The 21,752-nt window shown below is 26.9% G+C and carries 19 protein-coding genes and 1 pseudogene; 7 read left to right on the top strand and 13 right to left on the bottom strand.

Features of this window, described 5'->3' with window-relative positions; genetic code table 11:
• Positions 1–38: 38 nt before the first annotated feature.
• Entirely contained in the window at positions 39–422 is a 384-nt protein-coding gene (gloA, locus tag QK892_RS09490; RefSeq protein ID WP_317273310.1) for a lactoylglutathione lyase, read from the bottom strand.
• 156 nt (positions 423–578) lie between these two features.
• Here gloA and QK892_RS09485 point away from each other — a divergent pair, with 156 nt between their 5' ends.
• Positions 579–1,208 carry a hypothetical protein gene (locus QK892_RS09485; RefSeq protein WP_317273309.1) on the top strand — a complete coding sequence of 210 codons (630 nt, stop codon included), beginning with the start codon at positions 579–581 and terminating at the stop codon, positions 1,206–1,208.
• 108 nt (positions 1,209–1,316) lie between these two features.
• Here the strand turns inward: QK892_RS09485 and QK892_RS09480 are convergent, their stop codons facing one another.
• Entirely contained in the window at positions 1,317–3,266 is a 1,950-nt protein-coding gene (locus QK892_RS09480; protein WP_317273308.1) for a translation factor GTPase family protein, read from the bottom strand.
• A 25-nt stretch (positions 3,267–3,291) separates the two neighbouring features.
• Positions 3,292–4,077: an EcsC family protein gene (locus QK892_RS09475; RefSeq protein ID WP_317273307.1), complete on the bottom strand. Its 786-nt coding sequence runs from the start codon at positions 4,075–4,077 to the stop codon at positions 3,292–3,294.
• Between the two features lie 355 nt (positions 4,078–4,432).
• On the opposite strand from QK892_RS09475, the gene cplR reads away from it, so the two are divergent.
• Positions 4,433–6,076: an ABC-F type ribosomal protection protein CplR gene (gene cplR, locus QK892_RS09470; RefSeq protein ID WP_317273306.1), complete on the top strand. Its 1,644-nt coding sequence runs from the start codon at positions 4,433–4,435 to the stop codon at positions 6,074–6,076.
• A 130-nt stretch (positions 6,077–6,206) separates the two neighbouring features.
• Complete coding sequence (locus QK892_RS09465; RefSeq protein ID WP_016207335.1) at positions 6,207–6,377, top strand: hypothetical protein; 171 nt, start codon at positions 6,207–6,209, stop codon at positions 6,375–6,377.
• Positions 6,378–6,545: 168 nt separating this feature from the next.
• Here the strand turns inward: QK892_RS09465 and QK892_RS09460 are convergent, their stop codons facing one another.
• The 7 genes from QK892_RS09460 to QK892_RS09430 form a co-directional block, all read right to left on the bottom strand.
• Positions 6,546–7,670: an MBL fold metallo-hydrolase gene (locus QK892_RS09460; protein ID WP_317273305.1), complete on the bottom strand. Its 1,125-nt coding sequence runs from the start codon at positions 7,668–7,670 to the stop codon at positions 6,546–6,548.
• 57 nt (positions 7,671–7,727) lie between these two features.
• Complete coding sequence (locus tag QK892_RS09455) at positions 7,728–8,558, bottom strand: histidinol-phosphatase HisJ family protein (RefSeq protein ID WP_317273304.1); 831 nt, start codon at positions 8,556–8,558, stop codon at positions 7,728–7,730.
• 163 nt (positions 8,559–8,721) lie between these two features.
• Positions 8,722–9,921: a tyrosine--tRNA ligase gene (gene tyrS / locus QK892_RS09450; protein ID WP_317273303.1), complete on the bottom strand. Its 1,200-nt coding sequence runs from the start codon at positions 9,919–9,921 to the stop codon at positions 8,722–8,724.
• A 727-nt stretch (positions 9,922–10,648) separates the two neighbouring features.
• Positions 10,649–11,974: a DUF4179 domain-containing protein gene (locus tag QK892_RS09445; protein ID WP_317273302.1), complete on the bottom strand. Its 1,326-nt coding sequence runs from the start codon at positions 11,972–11,974 to the stop codon at positions 10,649–10,651.
• Positions 11,958–12,479, bottom strand: a complete 522-nt coding sequence (locus QK892_RS09440) for an RNA polymerase sigma factor (protein ID WP_317273301.1) — start codon at positions 12,477–12,479, stop codon at positions 11,958–11,960. The genes QK892_RS09445 and QK892_RS09440 overlap by 17 nt, the downstream gene beginning before the upstream one ends.
• Before the next feature lie 76 nt (positions 12,480–12,555).
• Entirely contained in the window at positions 12,556–13,170 is a 615-nt protein-coding gene (locus QK892_RS09435; RefSeq protein WP_317273300.1) for a C40 family peptidase, read from the bottom strand.
• Between the two features lie 180 nt (positions 13,171–13,350).
• Complete coding sequence (locus QK892_RS09430; protein WP_317273299.1) at positions 13,351–15,336, bottom strand: fructose-1,6-bisphosphatase; 1,986 nt, start codon at positions 15,334–15,336, stop codon at positions 13,351–13,353.
• Positions 15,337–15,521: 185 nt separating this feature from the next.
• Here QK892_RS09430 and QK892_RS09425 point away from each other — a divergent pair, with 185 nt between their 5' ends.
• Both QK892_RS09425 and QK892_RS09420 read left to right on the top strand, forming a co-directional pair.
• Positions 15,522–16,268, top strand: coding sequence for a polyphosphate polymerase domain-containing protein (locus tag QK892_RS09425; protein ID WP_317273298.1), 747 nt, complete (start codon positions 15,522–15,524; stop codon positions 16,266–16,268).
• Complete coding sequence (locus QK892_RS09420; protein ID WP_317273297.1) at positions 16,262–16,951, top strand: DUF4956 domain-containing protein; 690 nt, start codon at positions 16,262–16,264, stop codon at positions 16,949–16,951. Before QK892_RS09425 ends, QK892_RS09420 begins: the two co-directional genes overlap by 7 nt.
• A 237-nt stretch (positions 16,952–17,188) precedes the next feature.
• On the opposite strand, the pseudogene QK892_RS09415 reads toward QK892_RS09420, so the two are convergent.
• Positions 17,189–17,491, bottom strand: a pseudogene (locus tag QK892_RS09415) (PadR family transcriptional regulator); the annotation flags it as partial.
• 164 nt (positions 17,492–17,655) lie between these two features.
• Entirely contained in the window at positions 17,656–18,297 is a 642-nt protein-coding gene (locus QK892_RS09410) for a hypothetical protein (protein ID WP_317273296.1), read from the bottom strand.
• 205 nt (positions 18,298–18,502) lie between these two features.
• Here QK892_RS09410 and QK892_RS09405 point away from each other — a divergent pair, with 205 nt between their 5' ends.
• Positions 18,503–18,691 (top strand): EscE/YscE/SsaE family type III secretion system needle protein co-chaperone, encoded by a 189-nt coding sequence (locus QK892_RS09405; protein WP_317273295.1) that lies wholly within the window; start codon positions 18,503–18,505, stop codon positions 18,689–18,691.
• Positions 18,692–18,809: 118 nt separating this feature from the next.
• Positions 18,810–19,337, top strand: a complete 528-nt coding sequence (locus QK892_RS09400; protein ID WP_317273294.1) for a fasciclin domain-containing protein — start codon at positions 18,810–18,812, stop codon at positions 19,335–19,337.
• A gap of 230 nt (positions 19,338–19,567) precedes the next feature.
• On the opposite strand, the gene QK892_RS09395 is transcribed toward QK892_RS09400, so the two are convergent.
• Entirely contained in the window at positions 19,568–21,406 is a 1,839-nt protein-coding gene (locus QK892_RS09395) for a carbohydrate-binding domain-containing protein (protein ID WP_317273293.1), read from the bottom strand.
• Between the last annotated feature and the right edge of the window lie 346 nt (positions 21,407–21,752).

Raw genomic sequence — 21,752 nt, 5'->3', positions numbered from 1 at the left:
AAAAAAACTAGTAACTTTACCCAGTTACTAGTTTTATATTATTTAGCTCTTATAACTTCTACCTTATATCCATCTGGATCTGTTACGAAATAGTATGAAGGTTTAGTTCCAGGAAGTCCTTTAAAAGGTGTTACTTCATATCCTAAAGCTATATGTTTTTCCCTCATTGCTTCTAAATCTTCAGCTTCTACAGCTATATGACTAAATCCATTTCCTAATTCGTAAGGCTTTTCCATATCATAATTATAAGTTAATTCTATTTCATATCCACCTTCTTCATTTGATAGATATACCAAGCTAAACTTATGCTCTGGAAAATCCTTTCTCCTTGTTATAATTAACCCTAAAGCTTCTTGATAAAACTTTAAAGACTTTTCTAAGTTCATTACTCTTATACAAGTGTGTAGCATCTTTACTGACATTTTTTTCTCCTCCTTATAATATTTATTCTACTTTATATTATATTTATATAAAATTCAATTATCAATATTATATACTGTAGCAATTTACTTTTCTTTTTATTTATCATAAAATTAAATTACATACCACTTTAAACTAGTTACTTTTGGGAGGATATAATGAAAAATAATTTATTAGTTCTGATATTACTTTTCTTATCTATGACTTTAATTAGTTGTTCATCATCTATTAATACAAATGCAGATAAAGAAAGCAATGCAGAAATCCAACAGACTGAAGATGTCAAAGAACCTGAGCTTCCAACTATTTTTGAAGCTTTAGGGAAAACTTATACTTCTTCAAAAGATTTATCTCAAATAGAAGAAGGTTTTAACATATATGATGACCAACAATCAATTCACTATTCTTCTGGTGAATATAAGGAAATAGATTTTATTAATGACTTATTATACTTATACCTAAATGAAGATTCCACAGTTTATGATTACTTAGTTTCATATGATAGTAGTTCTGAAAATGGATATGTTTCAATAACAGAATCAAATAAAGAAAAACTTATTAAAGATTTAAATTCATTAAGATCTCAAATGGAATTAGCTACCGGTGAGGAAATGATCGTAAGGCTAGATAAAGTCACTTTTGAAGGAGTAAGTCTTGAAACTAATACAGGATCAACATTTAAAATTAGAGTTGCAATCTCTAGAGTTGGTGCAACAGTGGTACCTTGGAACTATTTCACTGTAACAGTTTTTGAAGATGGAAATAAGCTTCTTGCTCATCTATTCTAATTATATTAATGTAAAATGAATAATGTAAAATTATAGAAGGAGATAGATATTATATTCTGGCGACTTGGAGCCTGCGAGGTCGCAAGGAATATAATCTCTATCTCCTTTTTATTCTTTTCTTTCACAGTGTATGTATTCTTCCACTTTGTCCCACGATACTATAAATCCTTGTCCTTTAGAACAAAAAATTGAACTAGAAGAATATTCTATATCAGCATTTTTATCATATCCTAATTCTTTTATTACTTCATCCTTATTATGGCATAAATCATATCCATCAAAAATTAAATTTATACTTCCCTTCCCTTTTGTAAAAGTAAGTATTTCTGAACTATAATCCATAAAAGTAGATACTGGCCCTCTTCCAGTAATCGTGACTTTATTTAACTTTGTTTCTGGTGCATTAAACGTTCCATTTAATCTTTGAATATCTGAAATCACTCTTCCCATATACTCTAAATCAACATCTATCTTAAACTTATAATATGGCTCTAAAAGTATATTTTCACTTTTCTCTAGTCCTTGTCTAATAGCTCTAAAAGTAGCTTCTCTAAAATCTCCACCTTCTGTATGCTTATTATGTGCTCTTCCAGTTAATAAAGTAAATTTTATATCCGTAATTGGAGATCCAGTTAAAAGTCCGTGGTGATTTCTTTCAAATATGTGTGTCTTTATTAAGTTTTGATTGCCTGTCGTTAAATCATCTGCATGGCACTTATTTTCAAATGTTATTCCTTCACCTCTATAATTAGGTTCTAATTTCAAATGAACTTCAGCATAATGTTTTAGTGGTTCAAAATGTCCATATCCATAAGATGAACTTCCAATAGTTTCTTTGTACATAATCTTACATGGACCAAAACCTACTTTTATGTTAAATCTTTCATAAACTACTTCTTTTAATACTTCCAATTGAATTTTTCCCATTATAGAAATTTGAATTTCTTGCAAAGCTTCATTCCATAAAACGCTTAAAGCAGGATCTTCACTTTCTAATATTCTGAAATATCCTAATATTTCTTTTACATTATATTCTTTATCGAAAATAACCTTAGACATTAAGGTTGGAATCATATTAAAATTCACACAATCATCTAAATGCCCAATTCCATCACCAGCTTTAAGCATAGATAGACCAGTAACTCCAATTATATCTCCAGCAGAGGCCTTATCTACTGTAATGAATTTATTCCCATTGTAAATTCTTATGCTACTAATCTTTTCTCTTATTTCTTTACTTTTTCCATAAGACACTTCATCTCTAACCTTTATTTCTCCATTAAGAATTTTTATAAATGTAATTCTAGTTCCATTATTATCATACTTTATTTTATAAACTCTTCCTGAAAGGTTATCCTTTTCGTTATAATTACTAAATGTTAACTCATTAAATATATTAATGAAATTATGAATTCCTTCGTCTTGAAGAGCACTTCCATAGAGACAAGGAAAAACCTTTCTTTCTCTTATAAGCTTCTTAAGATTATAAATCCATTCTTTCTCATTATATTCTCCATTAAAATATCTATCTAAAAGAGTATCATCTCGTTCTGAAATAAACTCAATTAATTCTTCATCCAAATCATTCAACTTATTAATATAGCATATATCACTAGTTAAATCCTCTTTAATTTCTTCCACTATTTTTTCTAAGTTTGCACCTGTTCTATCCATCTTATTTATAAAAAAGAAGGTAGGAACATTGTATTTTTTTAGTAATGACCAAATAGTATAAGTATGCCCCTGAATCCCTTCTACCCCGCTTACCATTAATATTGCATAATCTAAAATACTAAGTGCACGTTCCATCTCTGACGAAAAATCTATATGTCCTGGAGTATCAATAAGATAATAAGTGGAATCATCTGTTTCAAAAACAGCTTGATCTGAAAATATTGTAATTCCTCTTTCCTTCTCTATGTTATGTGAATCTAAGAATGAGTTTTTATGGTCTACTCTTCCTCTATTTCTAATACTATTTGTATGATAAAGTAATTGTTCTGAAAATGTTGTTTTGCCTGCATCTACATGTGCAAGTATCCCTATTGTTTTCTTCATTTAATCTCCTTTCTAATATTAAAAATTAATATTTATTTAAATATCTTTTCTTATACTTAATTCTTGCATATTTACTTACTTTAGTAATAAATTGATAGTTTGTAATACCACCTATTACTCCGACAATAGGAAGCCCTTGAACAAACTTAGCTATTAACATATTATTAGATAATACTTTAGAGGTTTCTTTAATTTCATCCTCTAATACATTTTCTAATTCCATACCTAAAGTAATTTTTCTTTCTATTTCATTTAATTTCTCATTATAAAAGATTTTTTCCTCTTCATCTGTTAATGAAACATTAATTAAATTTAAAATATATATTTTCTCTGATTCTTTTTCATAATTAAATCCATAGCTTAAAGCAATTTCATAAATTGTTTTTAATATCATTGCAATAAATAATGGAATATCAGGTATTCCAATTCCTAAAGCACCTAGACCTATCCCTTCAATAGTTGAAATAGTAGAATTAATTAGATTACTTTTCTTACCTTGATAATCTATTAATTTTAAACTTTTCTTTGTCATTCTCTTATTTAAAGAATAATCATTTATATCATGGTCTAATTTTAGCTCCTCCTTATTATAAAGCTTTTCTATATACTTACTACCATTTTTAAATACTATCTTGAAGGCATTATAAAAAGCATTTTCTAGCGTTACTCTTAATTTGTCAGGAATTTTCCCTTCTATTTTCTCTGATATTGGTGTTAATTTATCTTTAATAAAGTTGTTTCTCTTTTTGTTAACTATCTTATTTTCCTTTTTAATAAGTTTATTTATTTCTTTTTTAATAATTTTACTCATAAATTTTACTTCCTTTTTACTTATTAATATCAATTATACCATTTTAACTTAAATGCTAAAATTAATTATTTACTATAAATATTAAATATTAGTCTATCTAAAATTTAAAATTTTATATATAATATAAGTGAAGATATATTTTCTTCAAAAAAATAAAACTTATTATACGAAAGGAAAAGGTAATTTCATAAATGAAAATGTAATCTACTTTAATTAATTTTAGTGCATATAAAACAAACCTAGGCTTTTTTTGTATGCTCAAATTTATGGAGAGTAGATTATTGACTAAAGGTTTATTTGTGTTGCCTTTTTTATATGTCTATAACTCTCTCCCAAAATAAGGAGGGATTTTTTTATGCAATTAGCATTATTAAATAACGTAAAAAAATATTATGGAGATAGATTAATTCTAGATATTAAGAAATTAGAAATTTTAAAAGGAGATAGAATAGGATTAGTAGGTGTAAATGGTGCTGGTAAAAGCACTCTATTAAAAATATTAATTGGTGAAGAAGAAGCTGATTCAGGAAGTGTATATTTAACTAAAAGTTTTTCTTATATTAGCCAAATAGAAAACTATGAAGAAGATTCTTCTATTAGTAAGGTAACTAGCTTATTTAATGCTCCTAAAGAATATAAAGATTATTTATCAGGTGGTGAAAAAGTAAAGCTCAAAATTTCTAATGCTTTAAGTGAAAATAAAGAACTTATAATTGCAGATGAGCCAACTTCTAATTTAGATAGTAATAGTATTGAAACTCTAGAAAAAATGTTTAGAAGTCATACTGGTTCATTCATATTAGTTTCTCATGATAGAAATTTTCTAGATGCTTTATGTAATACAATAATTGAAATTGATGATGGAAAAATAAATTTATATAAGGGTAACTATACAAAGTATTTAGAACTTAAGGCTTTAGAAAAGACTAGACAAAATGATGAATATAATAAATATATAAATGAAAAAAGAAGACTTGAAGAAGCTATGGTAGTTAAAGAAAAACTTAAAAACGCTATAAGAAGAACACCAAAAAGAATGGGAAACTCAGAAGCTAGACTTCATAAAATGGGTGGCCAAAAGGCAAAGAAACATTTAGATAATACCATTAAAGCAATTAATAGCAGAATTGAACATCTAGAGGTAAAAGAGAAGCCAAAAGATGAGAAGCAAATAAAGATAAATGTTATAGAAAGTTTAGAACTTACTTCCAAAAACCCTATTGAGGTAAAAAATCTAAATCTTATAGTAAAAGATAAAACCTTATTATCAAATGCTGACTTTAAAATAAAAAAAGGTAAAAAAGTAGCCCTAATAGGGAAAAATGGTTCTGGCAAAAGTACTCTTTTAAAAGAATTGATTAAAAATAATAATGAAAGCATTAAAATATCTAATAATGTTGTATTTGGTTTTCTAGATCAAGAACAAAACATTTTAAATCCGGATAAAACAATATTAGAAAATATTCAAGTTAACTCATCATATCAAGAAAGTTTTATTAGAATTAATCTTGATGGATTTGGATTTAAAGGTGATGCTGTTTATAAAAAGGTTTCTAATCTAAGTGGTGGAGAAAAAGTTAAAGTTGCTATTTGCAAGCTATTACTTTCTGATAATAATTTTGTTATTCTTGATGAGCCAACTAATTATTTAGATATAAAATGCATGGAATCTCTTGAAAATGCACTTAAAAATACTGATAAGACTTTATTAATAGTATCTCATGATAGGAAATTCATTTCTAATATTTGTAACTATATATTAGAAATAGATAATAATAAAGTTTATCAATTTGATGGTAGTTATGATGAGTATGTAAACTTTAAGTCTAAACCTAAAGAAGATAAAACTGAAAAGATAATTAAAGAAAATAAATTAATACTGGAAAATAAACTTTCCGAGGTTATTTCTTTGCTATCTTTCGAAAATGACTTAGGAAAAAAAGATCAATTAGAAAAAGAATATCATAGTTTATTAAATAAACTTAAAGCCTTAAGATAAGTAAGAGATAAATATATTAACTTTTTACTTAACTATTAATAACTACCATGACAGTATCTATTTATATATCATTTTTTATTTTATTAAGGAAATAATAATATAGACAACTTATCTTAGGAGGTAATTAAATATGGATAATAATAAAAACAGACGTAAAGATCGTCCTAAATCAAATGCAGAACTTAGGAAAATGTACTCTGAATCAGGAGCAGAAATAGGAATTGAAAATGGCCAAAAGAAAGGTGCTCATTCTAACGGTAAAAAATTTACAAAGAGATCAAAGTTATCTCATAACAAATAATGTTATAACTCCAATATTTTAGATTATGTGTTGCACCTCAACATATTTATTATAGAATCTTGGATGTAAAAACTAGTTTATAGCTTGAAATATCTTAAAATATACTATAGAGGATATCTACTTCTATAAATTGGACCTTATTCCAAAATAAGAAATAGATATCCTTTTTTATTTTATATTAGTCCACCACTTATTTATTTCAGGATTTAAATCATAGTTTATTGTTTCACCTAACATAGGAGTTACATAAGTAATATTCTCTTCAGAAGCTTTCAAAGTAAATCTTTCTACAGAATCGTCCCACGGGTGGTTTGCCAGTTTAAAAGCACCCCAATGAATTGGCATTATTATTTTAGCCTTAAGTTTTTTACCTGCTTCCACTGATTCTTCTGGAGTCATGTGTGTAGCTCTCCATCTAACATCATATTGTCCAGACTCTAACATTGCAAAATCAAACTCTCCATATTTATTATATATTTCTTCAAAATGCTTATCAAAACCACTGTCTCCACTTTCAAAGACTTTATAGTTTTCATCAATAAACACCCATGAAGCCCATAAAGTATTATACCTATCATTTAAGCTTCTTCCTGAATAATGTTTTGCTGGTGTACAGCCTATTAGTAATCCATTAATTGTTGTTTCTTCCCACCAAGCTAAATTTATTATTTTATCTTCATCTACTCCCCATCTTTCCAAATGGTTTTCTATTCCTAATGGAACTATATATTTATCAACTTTACTATCTATTTCTTTTATAGTTTTATAATCTAAATGATCATAGTGGTCATGTGAAATAACTACGATATCTATATCTGGTAATTCATCAGTTCCCATAACTAAATCACTATATCTAGTAGGTCCTAAAAATGATACTGGAGATGCCTTTTCATTAAATACTGGGTCTATTAAAATATTCATTCCATGTATTTGCATTAATATAGTTGAATGTCCAAACCAAGTTATATTAAAATCATTAACACTTGGATTTTCTAAATAACTTGGCCTTACTACTGGTAAATCATCAATTGGTAACACATCTTTACTAGAAACATACTGATTTTCTTTGTCATCATTATAAATCATTTGAAAATCATTTTGGCTATGAAATGATCCATCCTTATAATTAATAGCTCTTTCTTCATAATCTATTTTATCCTCTTTCGATGGAGTTCCACCAAAAGGCTCCCATAACTTTAAAAAGAAAAATACCAATAAGAATAGTACTAAAATGACAATTAAAATTTTAATTAGTATTCTTATTATTTTATATTTTAAATATAGTTCCTTCATATTTAACATCTCCTAGTAAATTTTGATATGTCATCACAATATACTTATTTTTTACTTCTATAGCTTATTAAATGTAGGTTTCATATTTTCAAATGTACAAAATTCAGTAAAGCCTATTTCTTTTAAATCTACTTTTAATGTTTCAATATGAGCTCCTAAATCTTCCTTTACATGAGAATCGCTACCTATTGTAATAATCCTGCCACCTAAATTGTAATAAAGTTTTAAGATGTCTCTAGACGGCATAAGGTCATCAAGCTCATACCTAATAGAAGAAGTATTTAACTCAATACCTTTGCCATCTTCAATAATATATCTCAATATATTTGTAATAATATCCTTATTTTCTTTAAAAGAATCGTACCCATCCTTGTCATCATAGCGTTTCAATAAATCCATATGTCCTAAAATGCTATAATCATGATAATTTCTAACTACATTATATAGTTCCATATAATATTCTCTATAATATTCTCTTTCTGTTTTGCCTTTTTGAAATTCATAAATCCAAAATTCTTTATTATTTACTTGATGGATTGAAAGTATAATAAAGTCAAAATGATATTTATTAAATAATGCTTGAAATTGAGGTATAGTATGCATCTGCATACCAAACTCCATTCCTTGTTTAATAACTATTTTATCCTTATATTTTTCTTTTAATTTTGAAATCTCATCAAAATATAATGGATAATTAACATTTAAGAATGGTTTCTTTACATATAATGATTTATTTAAATCCTCTACATCAATTTTAACGCCATAATCAACATGATCTGTAAAACAAATTTCTTTCATTCCCATTTTTATAGCATCTTTTATTACATTTTCCATAATATATTCAGAGTCATCGCTAAAATTTGTATGAACATGATAATCACAAAACATAATATTAATCTCCTCGCAATTTGTATTTTTATCTAATTTCTATAATAATCATATAAATATATAATTATTATACACTTATATAGACTTATACTTTTTTCAAATATTAAAAAGACTAATATTATGATTTAGTAAAATTACTTCTATACCAAATATACCTATTATTTTATCTTATTAGTTTAAGGAACTTCTTCTTTCCTATTTTTAACACATCATTTTCTTTAATATTTGTGTCTAGTGTATTTATTGTCTCCCCATTGAGTTGAATTCCACCTTGTTCTAGTAATCTATTGAATTCTTTTTTGCTAGATACGAATTTTTCCTTTACCAATTCATCAAGAATATCTCTTAATGTACTACCATTAATATTTAAGCTTGGAATATTATCTGGTATAGATTTTTTAGTAAATGCAGTATTGTAAAATTCTATAGCTTCAGTTAGTTCTTCTTTTGAATGGTATAAACCTGTTATAATTTTTGCTAATTCTAACTTAATATCTCTTGGATTTTCTCCAGACTTAAGTCTTTCTCTTATTTCTTCTATTTTATCTGGATGCTCATCAGTTGCTAATTCAAAGTATTTAATTATTAAATTATCAGGTACTTCCATTACCTTTTTAAACATTACATTAGCTTCTTCATTAACTCCAATATAATTTCCTAGACTTTTACTCATTTTTTCAATGCCATCTAGACCTTCTAATAAAGGCATAAACATTGCAATTTGTTGCTCTTGTCCCCTTGACTTTTGTAAAGTTCTTCCCATGAGTATATTGAAGGTTTGATCTGTTCCACCAAGTTCAATATCAGCTTCTAGTACTATTGAATCAAATGCCTGCATTAATGGGTAAAAGAATTCATGAATTCCTATTGGAACATTATTTTTATATCTTTTTTGAAAATCATCTCTTTCTAACATTCTAGCTACAGTAGTTGTAGCTGCTAGCTTTAATACATCATCAAAATTTAACTTTGAAAGCCAAGCACTATTAAATTTAACTTCAGTTTTATCCTTATCTAAGACTTTAAAAATTTGATTTTTATAAGTTTCTGCATTTCTTAATACTTCCTCTTCAGTTAATGCTTTTCTTCCCTTTGCTTTCCCTGTTGGATCTCCAATTTTTCCTGTAAAATCACCTATAACTATTATTGCTTTATGTCCTAAATCTTGCATTTGCTTAATTTTTCTTAAAACAACGGCATGACCTAGGTGTATATCAGGTGCACTTGGATCAAGTCCTAATTTAATAATTAATGGTTTATTATTTTTTATAGATTTTTCAAGCTTTAATTTAAGTTCTTCTTCACTAACTATCAATTCTACTCCCTTTTTAATAATTTTTAGTTGTTCCTCTACTGTTTTCATTTCTTTGACACTCCTCTTATATTTTTTTAATATAAGCAAGCTCTATAAGGATAATATCGTATAAAATATACTGTTGCTTATTCCGTCGCAAGCTCCAAGTCATCACAACAGTATATTTTATACTTTAAAGCTAAAGGTTTAAATTCCTCATAACTCGGAATTTATAAATTGACAATATTGCATTATCTTGTAACTCTAAGACTATTTTAGAAAATAAAAAACTCCCGCCCTTTATATCAAAGGACGAGAGATAAATCTTCGTGTTACCACCTAAGTTCATAGGCAACTCACATTGCCTACCTTTTCGAGTACTCTAGATTAAACTAGGTAATACTCTAGCACTATAACGTGTGCAAGGAATACGTCACAGCCTACTAAATGCTTCGCATAATGAAAAATGTAAAATGTAGAATGTAGAATTAATGTAAAAACTCTTATAGAGTTTTTTAAATTAAAGTTAATAATTTGGTTATTATTCTAATTCTTATTTTTATGCAATAACGCCATTTGGTGTGAAGCTCAAAGATGTATTCATAATTAGTTTTTCTTGCACCTCTCATCAACCGGTAACTTTCTGTAAGACTTACGAATCACTACTTCTTCTTATCACAGCTTTTATTATCTTATATTCCGAACTATTAAAATAATTCTTAGTTTTGCTTATTTATTAATACGGATTATAAAACTTATTTTTATAGTTGTCAATATTTTTCTAATATTCTATAAACTAATAATCAATTTTAACTTTAATAGTTCTATCTTTCTTACTAATATCTATAGCTTTATCATTTACAATAAAGAACTTTTTACCTTCTCCAATATATAGTTGCCTTCTATTAAATTCATACTCTCTATAATACTTACCTAAATACTCTTTTATATTACTTTTATGAGCTGAAGGCTCAAATGAAATATATCCATCATAAGGGAGTATTTCATAATATAAATATTTATATGACCATTTCTTCTTATACTTACTCCAATAAGCAATATCTACAGTTTTCATTCCTTCATTATATTTTAATTCTTCAATAAATAGATTATCATTTATTTTAATATCATTTACATTACTTTTCATATCTAAGTTTAAATCTTCACTAAAATTTGCTCTTTGTATTATTATTTTTGCATTATTAAACTTATCTATAGCTAAATCTTTAAGAACAAAATTTTTAACTAATCTAATACCATTGCTTAAATTTTCTCTTTCATCAAATGATAATACTCCCATCGCCTCAATATTTCTTCCTTCAATTATAGGCATAAAATATATTCCCTCACTAAAGAAATCACCATTGTTTAATTGAATAGCTTTAACTTTTTCAGCATCCTCTGAAACAAGTGAATAATCTAGATTTATAGCAAGTGGACTGACTCTTAAACTATTTACTACAAATTTTACTCCATCTATTTCTATTTCATTATCTTCTGGCTTTATATTTTTTACTTTAACTATTTTAGATTCATCAATATCAATAGTTATTTCTTTTCTTTCACCTTCTTCAGTTATACTTAAAGTCAAATCTTCTTTATTTTCTCCTATTTTAAATCTTTCAACTCTTAGGTACTCTCCATTTTCAGCATTTCCCCCATATACGCCTATTACTCCTGTAGTTTTTCCATCTATAGCTTCAATATTAGCTTCTTCACCATATTCTTTAGTAATTTTCTCTCTTATAAAAACAGCAGTATATTTATTATCATAAACTATAGCTTCGATAGTTATTTCTTTTCCATTACTAAAGCTTACTTTTTGGTTAACCTCTTGTAGTTCTCCATTTTCATTTAACTTTTCAACATAGCTGTAATAAGAAAAATATTCATCATATCCTATTAACTTCTTTATCATTGCTGAAACTGTACTAATATTAATAATAAAAAGAAATGATATAAATAATATTGCAACCTTAATGTATTTATTATTTAAATTAAATTTTTTCTTTTTATCTCTTTCAGCACTAACTAAAGCTTCTCTCATTAAATTTTCAAATCCTGGTGGAGCATTTAACTTATCTTCTTTTAAATTTTTCAATTCCTTATCTAAGTCCATCATTTATATCACCACCTATATTTTTTCTTATTTTATTAAGACCTTTATTAATTCTAGACTTAACTGTTCCTAGAGGAATACCTAGAAGCCTAGAAATTTCATCGTAGGAATAATCTAAGTAAAATTTAAACTTAATTACTTCCTTTTGATCTTCATTTAACATTTCTATTAATGATTTTAAATAAATTTGATTCTCTGTATCCTTAAAGCCCTTTTCTTCTGAATATAAGAATTCATCTATTTCTTCAAATTTATTTTCCTTAGTTAATTCTTTCTTACATAAATTAACCAATATTTTCTTACTCCATATATAAAATGAACTTAATTTTTTCAACTTTGGAATTTCTTTATATACAACTATTATCATTTCTTGAAGTATATCTAAAGCATCATGTTCATTTTTCATATAGAAATATGCTAACTTATAGTAATTATCTTTTTCTTTAAGAATTAAATTTAAAAGAGCTTCTTTATCACCATTTATAGCCTTTTTCACTTCTAGTTCCAAGCATATTCCCCCTAACTTGCTACCACCTTATATAACTAAGAGTAATAAATAACTAAAAAAGTTCCCTAATCTAAAATTATTTTAAGGAATTAATATAATCAATAGGTCTATAAATTACACTATCATCACTTAAATAAAGATTTCCTTCTTTTACTCCTCCAATTGGATAGCTATATTTGTTTTCAGCGTTAATTGTTTTCCCCCTACCCTTATATAAAACTACATGCCCTGGAGTATATATTAAATCACCAGGTTGTACCTCTTCTTTATTAACTTCATAACCTTGTAAAATATCTTCTTGATCAAAGGTTGAATAACCTATTTCTTCGCCTGTTACTTCTCTATACAACCAATATGTTAATCCTGAGCAATCAAAAGCTTGGCTACCTATATAAGTTTCTCTACTTAAAGGATAGTAACTATCTCCGTAATAACTAATAAGTTCATCAAGCCTCTCTTCAGTCATTATTTCTCCTTTGCCTCCCCAAACATATTGTAATCCAATTTTTGATTGTGCCATCTCTATAACCTTATCTACAACCTCTTTGTCTTCTTCTGTCATATTAATTCCTTCATTTTCATAAATGTCTTTCTTATATATACTCTTAAAGCTTATAAATCCAGCTATTACAAATATAAATATTAATACACTAATCAAAACCTTATTTTTAGTTAATATTATTTTTCTCATACTCCCACCTCTAACCAAATTTTGTAATTACAATATAATTCTATATTAAAATCACGACTACTAAATTACTTTAAAATTACAATTTAGAAAGCTAAAAAATCTCCGTCAATTTAATTGAACAGAGATTTAATAATTAATTTTTTTACAATTGTTAATCTAAATGGAGTTTTAACAATTAAATTATTTAATTAACCCTTTTCTGTAAGCAGTAAGAAGCATTTTTAAATCCTTTATTTGCTTTTGTAGTTCTACTCCAATATCTGTATCTACTACTCTTTTTCTCTCTAATTTTTTCTCAACTACCAAAGTTGTAGATAGTATATCCTTCTCCTTAACTATAGCCTCTTCAGTAGAATCAAAAGGTTCATGAGCAACTAACTGTAGCCCATAAGAATTATAAATTAATGTATATCCTGCGATTCCTGTATGACTTCTATATGCTTTTGAAAATCCTCCATCTATTACTATTAATTTCCCATTTGCTTTAATTGGACTCTCACCATTTTTATTTTTAACTGGTACATGTCCATTAATTATTCTTCCTTCATCTGAATTTACTCCAAACTCACTAAGTATCTTATTGCAAATTTCTTCATCATCTCTACATTTATAATACTGATTTTTATGTTCTATATGAGCAGCTTTATCATCAATAAAATATCTTTCAAAGGTTGTCATTTCATCCTTACCAAAAAGAGATGATTTAGCCCCTGTCCAAAGATACCACATTATATCCATTCCATACTCTTTTTCCTTAGTATCTCTTTTGCTAAAATACCCTTCTCTTGCTAATAACTCAAACTTTTCTAATAGATCTTTACCTTTATAATATTTCCCTTGAATATTCATGCTTGCAAAGGACTTATCAGAATTTAATGGTATGCATCCATGAAATAATAAACTATCATTATACTTTAAATATATAGTACCCTTCTCAAAAAGGAATGCAATATGTCTTTGTAGCTTTTCACTATTAATAAAAGATGACTCTATTTTTTCAATTAATATTTTTTCATCTCTAGTAAGTTTAAATGGATTTTTTCTATCTATTGTAGGGAAATTTAGGTCATTAAGCTTATAAGTTTTATCTTTAATCTTAATAATTCCATTCTCAAAGTCTATATTATTTAATAATAATCGATGCTCCATTTTAAATTCTGGATTTCTACTTATAACTTCGTATTCAAGCTTAAATTGAATTATTGTTATAGCTTTATGCATCTTTGCTATCAATTCTATTTCTGAATTATTATCATATTCTTTTGGAATAAAGTTTTTACAAGGATCTTCTCTATAATACTTTAGGGCAAAGGTAGCTAAAGGTAGCATATTAATTCCATATATATCTTCGATTATATCTAAGTTAGAATATCTTGCAGAAATCCTTAATACATTTGCCATACAAACTCTAGATCCAGCCCCTGCACCCATCCATAAAATATCATGATTTCCCCATTGAATATCAACTGAATGATAGTCAGTTAATGTATCAAGAATTATATCAGGTCTAGGTCCCCTATCATAAATGTCTCCTAAAATATGAAGTCTATCAATAACTAACCTTTGAATAAGCTTAGATAAAGCAACAATAAATTCATTTGCTCTATCAATTTCAATTATTGTAGTAATAATTCTATCATAATATTTTTCTTTATCTACTTCACTAACTTGTTCATGCAACAATTCTTCTATAACATAAGAAAAATCTTTAGGAAGAGTTTTTCTTACTTTTGACCTCGTATATTTTGATGATACAAATCTACATAACTCTATCAGTCTATATAATGTTATTTTGTACCAATCATTAATGTTTTTCTCTTCCTTTAGTACTATTTCTAATTTTTGCTCTGGATAATAAACTAAAGTTGCAAGACTCTTTTTTTCACTTTCCATAAGTGAATTTCCAAAGATATCTTCTATCTTTCTTTTTACTACTCCTGAACCATTTTTTAGAACATGTATGAAAGGTTCATACTCTCCATGTATGTCACTTAAAAAATGTTCTGTTCCTTTTGGTAAATTTAAAATTGCTTCAAGGTTTATTATTTCAGTTGAAGCCTCTGCTATACTTGGATATTGCTTAGATAATAATTTCAAATAGTTTTGCCTAGGTACATCTTTTATAAATATATTCTCCTCATCAATCTCATAATCACATTCCCTCATATTTAATCCCCCATAAATAATCATTATATCGTTTACATAATTTTGTAAAAAAATATCTTACCTCCATTTTACTATTTTTATAGAAGAAATAACATATTTTTTAAATAATGTTTTCCAATTTAAGATTTATTTAAGCTTAAGTTTATATAATTACCACAAGAAGAAAATTAACAGGAGGTAATTATATGGCAATAAAAGCATTTAAAAGATTTGAAAAGAAGTTCATATTAAATGAAAGTCAATATAAATCTCTTCTACCTATTTTATATAAATATATGAATGCAGATAAATACTGTAAAGATGGAAATAACTATAATATTTATAGTATTTACTATGATACTGATGATAATCAAGTGATTAGACATTCAATTAATAAACCTTACTATAAAGAAAAGCTTAGATTAAGAAGTTATAAAGCTCCTATAGATAAAGATGATAAAGTTTTTTTAGAACTTAAGAAAAAAATTAATGGAATCGTAAGTAAAAGAAGGGCCACCCTAACATTGAAAGAAGCTGAAATATTTTTAGAATCTAGAATAAGGCCAAGCTCTATTGATTATTTAAATAATCAAGTTTTAGATGAAATAGAGTACTATTTAGAAAACAATAATGTAAAGCCTAAAGTATTTATAAGTTATAGTAGAAAAGCCTTATTCGGAAAAAATGATAAAGATTTTAGAATCACATTTGATTCAAATATATTAAGTAGACGTGATAACTTATCTTTTAATATTAGTGGCTTTGGAGAAAATCTACTTCCAAAGGGTTGTTATCTTATGGAAGTTAAAATATTAGGTGCTATACCACTTTGGTTAACTAAATCACTTTCAGAATTCAAAATATACAATACTCACTTTTCTAAATATGGAAATGAATATAAGAGCTATTGTTTAAATAACATTTCTGACATAAGGAGGAAAAGCATATGCTAGAAACAATAATAACATCAACTAACGGGGAATCATTTACTTTACTCAATGCTTTAATTATTCTTTCATCATCAATTGTTCTTGGCTTAATTATTAGCCTTGCATACATGAGAACACATAAAAGGGAAGGTTATGCTCCAAGTTTTACAGTAACACTAATTATGTTACCAGTTATTATATCAATTATTATACTTTTAGTTGGTAATAATGTAGCAAGAGCCTTCAGTTTAGCTGGAGCTTTCTCAATTATTCGTTTTAGAAGTGCTCCTGGAGATCCAAAGGATATAACTTATGTATTCTTTACTTTAGCTGTTGGATTAACATGTGGTATGGGATATATTGGATATGCCTTTATATTTACTATAGTACTTTGTGCTTTAACACTAATATTAGATGCAACAAAGTTTGCTATGCCTAAAACTAAAACTTCAAAGCTTAAAATAACAATTCCTGAAGATTTAAATTATGATGGAATATTTGATGACATATTAAACAAATACACAAACTCATGGAAAATTGAAACTATTAAAACAAGAGATTTTGGTTCTCTTTTTGAAATCCATTATATAATTCAAATGAAGCTTGATGTAGATCAAAAGAAATTTATCGATGAGTTAAGATGTAAAAATGGAAATTTAAATATTTCTCTAAACTTTGCTGGACTTGAAGAAAAAGTGTACAACTAATTATGTACTATAGCACAATGAAAAAATTAAAGAATGAAATAATGAAAGAATTATAGAGGAAACTCCTTATGGAGTTTCTAAAATTGCATAATAAGGAGTTGTTTGGGACAACTCCTTATTATATATATTTTAAATGCACTTTTATTTTTCTTTAAATACATTTTCATAAACAGTATTTATTAATTCTTCTTCACTTATAGTCTCCATAGTATATATTTCTACCATTTTATTTCCCCCTAAAAAAGATTCTCCATCTTTAACTAACCTTATTAATCGATTATATTCTTCTTTAAGTATTTCAAATCCCTTTTCTGTAATTATATAACTTCTTTTTCTCCCAATGACCTCAGTTTCTCTAATCATTTCTTCTTTTTCAAATCTGCCAAGTAAAGCATAGAGGGTTCCAGGACCTATTTTTACTCTTCCTTTTGATATATCGTCTACTGCTGCCATTATATCTACTCCACAGCGTTCTTCTAGTAATGATATTAATATATAGTACATTGGTTCAGTTAAATTTTGAAACTGTTCTCTTGGCATCTTTACTCACTCCTTAAGTATCGATACTCGATATTTAAACTATATAAAATAAACTTTTTATCTTATATTATCATTGTAATATCGAGTATCAATATTGTCAATATATTCCTATACATCTCTTAAAAATAATAATAAGAGATGTATAGAACTTATCAAAACTCCATTTATTTAAATATCTCATATACCTTATCATTCTTTATATATTGTAAATCTATTGCCATATTTGATCTAGGGCACCTTAAATAACTAACCTCTTCATCAAGAAGTTTTATATATGAATAAGTATATTCCTCATCATATTGTACATACGATTCATCTATTGGTAAAGTTTTAAGTTCATCATCTAATTTACCGTATCTTGTCTTTATTAGTGTATTTTCTTGAACATCATAAATATACATATCCTCACTGCTAGATGGATGTAATCTAATTACATTTCCATTATTGCTTACAGAAACAACACAAGCATTATCTCCTTGAGTTGAGCCACATCCTATAGATTTAACATCAATTCCTCTAATAATTCTTTTACCATTTAAATCATAAACGAAAAGTCCAAAATTCCCATGAATAACAATCCTATCATCTGATGCATAGTTAATAGTTGCCATATCAACACCAATCCAAGTTTCTTCATCTACTTTAGCATCGGTTGGGATAATTTCAGTAATTGTTTCAATTTCTGTTGGAACATCTACTTTGCTTTTATCAATTTTATTATTTAGAGTTCCACATCCAATAAAACAAGTAATTAATAAAAATATTTCAATAACAAAATAAATAACTCTTTTATATATTATCATCATCCCCTATCCACCTAATTATTTTACTAATTTTAACATATAATTATAAAAGAAATATTACAAAAAAATTACTTATGAATATTTTGGATTAACTAAGAAGTATTTATAAAATATTTTCATTTAAGAATTTAATGAATATAACTATCTTATAAATCTAATACTAAGTATGTAAAAAGTAATACAAAGAAATGTAAGGTGGTGAATAAGTATGCAAAAAAATGCAAAGGATCAATTACAAAGTGCTTGCAATCAATTATCTACTGCACAAAGCGCCTTAAATCAAGCTATGAGTTCTGTTGAAAAAGCAAGTAATAGACAAGAGATAGAAAAAGCATTAACTGCTGTTAATAATGCAGTATCAATAGCAAATAGCTCTTATCAAAACTACCAAGATTAATATTTATTAAAGACTTTAGTATTAATTATTACCAAATTTTCTTTAGTAATAATTAATACTATATTTCAACACTTAATTATATTATAAAATACATTTTTTAAATTGGAGATTAAAACTTATGAAAAATTTCACAAAAACATTTATATCAACAATATTACTAGCATTTCTCATCTCGATATTACCTGTATTCTCTATGTATTCTCATGCATCTACACAGGTAAAAGAAGATAAAAACATAGTAGAAATTGCTAAGAGTGATGGAAGATTTAATACATTAGTAGAAGCATTAAATAAGGCAAATTTAGTAAATACACTTGAAGGAAAAGGTCCTTTTACTGTATTTGCTCCTACAGATGATGCATTTAAAAAACTTCCTGCTGGAACTTTAGAAAACTTATTAAAACCTGAAAATAAAGATACACTTAAGAATATATTACTTTATCATGTTGCTAAAGGTAATTTAAGTTCTGCAGATATACTAAAATTAGATGGTAAAAAACTTACATTACTAAATGGTAAAACAGCTAATATAACTGTAAAGGATGGTGCAGTATTTATTAATAACGCTAAAATAATAATTACTGATATTCCTGCTAGTAATGGCACAATTCATGTTATTGATGCAGTATTAATACCTGAGAAATAAAAAATTAATATAAACTATAAAATCGAGCTGTCGCACAATGTAAAATGAATAATGAAAAATGTAAAATTAAAGAATAAACTCCCTTAGGAGTTTATAAAATATATATGTTTTTAGTAATTCCTTTGGAATTACTTCAATAATTCTACATTTTTAATTTAGGAGCTGCTGCGACAACTCCATTTCTTAAACTTAAATTTATTTATAATCACTATGTTATCTTTTTTATTTACCTAAGGTCTTGAAGGCATTCCTCCTTGGTTTCCTCTTCCACCACCTTGGCCTCCAAATCCACCTGGACCTCTGAATCCACCAGCACTTCCACCTATATTAGTAACTGTACTAGATATAGTAAAGCTATCTCCTTCTGTTCCACCTGAATATGTTCCTTCTGAATATAATCCATCAGTTGCTGTACCTGTTGATTCTCCACCAGTATAAACCTTATAAGTTGTTCCAGTTTTTATATTTGGTGAAGATATAACAATAGACCCTACTGATTTACTTGGTGCAAATGTTATTAATTCATTACCACTTTCATCTTCAATATGAAGTATTGTATTTGCTGAAACTGAAGTAAATACATTAATTGAATTTTGACTTGATGTTTCACTTGGTGATTGAGCCATACCTGAACTTCCTGCTGCAATAAATAATCCTCCAGAAATTACAAACTCTTTATCATAATCTAAAGCACCATTTCCATTATTCTCTGTTCCATTTACTATTACTACTCCATCTTTCATATTTATATAACCATTAGCATCAACACCATCGCCACTAGCATCTATAACTAATCTTCCACCATTTAAATTAATAACTCCACTTCCTGATGAAGCAAACATATTTTGTCCTGGTCTACCATTTACAGAAGAACCATCATTTCCACCAGCTGCATTTATTCCATCATCACTTGCAACAATATTAATTTTTCCATTATTAATATTTATAGTTTCTGCTTCAATTCCTTCATAAGATTTTGTTATGGTAATTTCTCCATCATTTATATCTATTGTTGAGTCTCCATGAATTCCATCATCACCTGAAACTATATTTATATTTCCTCCATTTATCTCTACATTACCATTAGAATGTATTGAGTCATCAGCAGAATCTATATTTATATTTCCTCCATCTATTTGTACTAATACAGAACCCTTAATAGCTTTAGCGCTAACTGTATCCTCTTCTGAATTAGTATTAGTATTTCCTCCAAACATTCCATTTCCAAAGTTACCCCAAGAACTAGATTGACTGCCATTTTCACTACCACCACCAGTGTTTATAGTTAAGTCTCCTCCAGTTATAGTGGCACTTGTTTCAGCTTGAATTCCATCTTCTCCTGAAGTTATACTAATAGTTCCATCCTTAATTAATACATAACCCTTTGAAGTATCTTCTGTATTGTTAGATTTCATCCCATCTCCTGTAGCATTTATATTAATATTACCACTAGAAATTGTAATGGAATCCTTACCTCTTAGTCCATCTGCTACAGAAATTATATCTATATTGGCATCACCGATTTCTAAGTCATCATCACTTGCTATTGCATTATTATAATTAGAATTAACAGTTAGCTTACCATTACCACTTATAAACAAATCATCATTACTAAAAATTGTTGCATTTGGTTCATCATTAGTTTCATCTTCAAAAACATAATTTTCTCCATCTGTAACAATATTTTCACTACCATCTGCTAAAACTAAGTATGCATTTTTAGAATTCTTAACATATATAGGCGCACTCTTTGAACTGAATATATTAGCACCATTTAAAACTAATTTAACATTATCCTCATCACCTGCATCAACTATTATTTGTCCATCCTTTAAGGTTCCTGATATACCATATGTTCCAGCAGAGCTTATTATAACTTTATTATTTTCAACTGTGGCTCCATTTCCATCAACTGAAATAGTATCTCCTAAAGAAATAGTAGTATCTATATTTTCTGCATAATCACTTGATACAGTATTATCATTAGTTGTAGCCGATTTATTTGTACAACCTGTAACCCCTATTAAAATAGACATTATAGAAAGAATCGCTATAATCTTTTTACTCATAAAAAATCCTCCTATTATTTAATTGAGTAAATAATATCATCTTTACCTTAAATTAATCTTAAAGCAAAGGAGATAAATATTATATTCCTTGTTCCGTCACTGCGTTCCAAGTCACCGTCATATAATATTTATCTCCTCCTAAACTGAAGGTAATAATTCCTCATTTCATTAGGAATTATGAAAGTGAAAGTTATTCATAGAATAAACTATTTATAACTTTTCTAAATAAAAATAAGCTAGAAAATTTATACTCTAGATAATTTTTAATTTCTATATCCTTTTAAGTATAAATGATTTTTTTATTTCTATTATCATTTATTTTTTATACTATCACTTAGTTTTATAT

The organism is Clostridium lamae (assembly GCF_033043255.1).
GTDB classification, from domain to species: Bacteria; Bacillota; Clostridia; order Clostridiales; family Clostridiaceae; genus Clostridium; species Clostridium lamae.
This window is presented reverse-complemented; position numbering and strand designations above follow the sequence as displayed.

Excerpts from the sequence above, each read along its gene's own strand:
- gloA (WP_317273310.1), bottom strand. The coding sequence starts at position 422 with ATGTCAGTAAAGATGCTACACACTTGTATAAGAGTAATGAACTTAGAA.
- QK892_RS09485 (WP_317273309.1), top strand. The coding sequence starts at position 579 with ATGAAAAATAATTTATTAGTTCTGATATTACTTTTCTTATCTATGACT.
- QK892_RS09480 (WP_317273308.1), bottom strand. The coding sequence starts at position 3,266 with ATGAAGAAAACAATAGGGATACTTGCACATGTAGATGCAGGCAAAACA.
- QK892_RS09475 (WP_317273307.1), bottom strand. The coding sequence starts at position 4,077 with ATGAGTAAAATTATTAAAAAAGAAATAAATAAACTTATTAAAAAGGAA.
- cplR (WP_317273306.1), top strand. The coding sequence starts at position 4,433 with ATGCAATTAGCATTATTAAATAACGTAAAAAAATATTATGGAGATAGA.
- QK892_RS09465 (WP_016207335.1), top strand. The coding sequence starts at position 6,207 with ATGGATAATAATAAAAACAGACGTAAAGATCGTCCTAAATCAAATGCA.
- QK892_RS09460 (WP_317273305.1), bottom strand. The coding sequence starts at position 7,670 with ATGAAGGAACTATATTTAAAATATAAAATAATAAGAATACTAATTAAA.
- QK892_RS09455 (WP_317273304.1), bottom strand. The coding sequence starts at position 8,558 with ATGTTTTGTGATTATCATGTTCATACAAATTTTAGCGATGACTCTGAA.
- tyrS (WP_317273303.1), bottom strand. The coding sequence starts at position 9,921 with ATGAAAACAGTAGAGGAACAACTAAAAATTATTAAAAAGGGAGTAGAA.
- QK892_RS09445 (WP_317273302.1), bottom strand. The coding sequence starts at position 11,974 with ATGATGGACTTAGATAAGGAATTGAAAAATTTAAAAGAAGATAAGTTA.
- QK892_RS09435 (WP_317273300.1), bottom strand. The coding sequence starts at position 13,170 with ATGAGAAAAATAATATTAACTAAAAATAAGGTTTTGATTAGTGTATTA.
- QK892_RS09430 (WP_317273299.1), bottom strand. The coding sequence starts at position 15,336 with ATGAGGGAATGTGATTATGAGATTGATGAGGAGAATATATTTATAAAA.
- QK892_RS09425 (WP_317273298.1), top strand. The coding sequence starts at position 15,522 with ATGGCAATAAAAGCATTTAAAAGATTTGAAAAGAAGTTCATATTAAAT.
- QK892_RS09420 (WP_317273297.1), top strand. The coding sequence starts at position 16,262 with ATGCTAGAAACAATAATAACATCAACTAACGGGGAATCATTTACTTTA.
- QK892_RS09410 (WP_317273296.1), bottom strand. The coding sequence starts at position 18,297 with ATGATGATAATATATAAAAGAGTTATTTATTTTGTTATTGAAATATTT.
- QK892_RS09405 (WP_317273295.1), top strand. The coding sequence starts at position 18,503 with ATGCAAAAAAATGCAAAGGATCAATTACAAAGTGCTTGCAATCAATTA.
- QK892_RS09400 (WP_317273294.1), top strand. The coding sequence starts at position 18,810 with ATGAAAAATTTCACAAAAACATTTATATCAACAATATTACTAGCATTT.
- QK892_RS09395 (WP_317273293.1), bottom strand. The coding sequence starts at position 21,406 with ATGAGTAAAAAGATTATAGCGATTCTTTCTATAATGTCTATTTTAATA.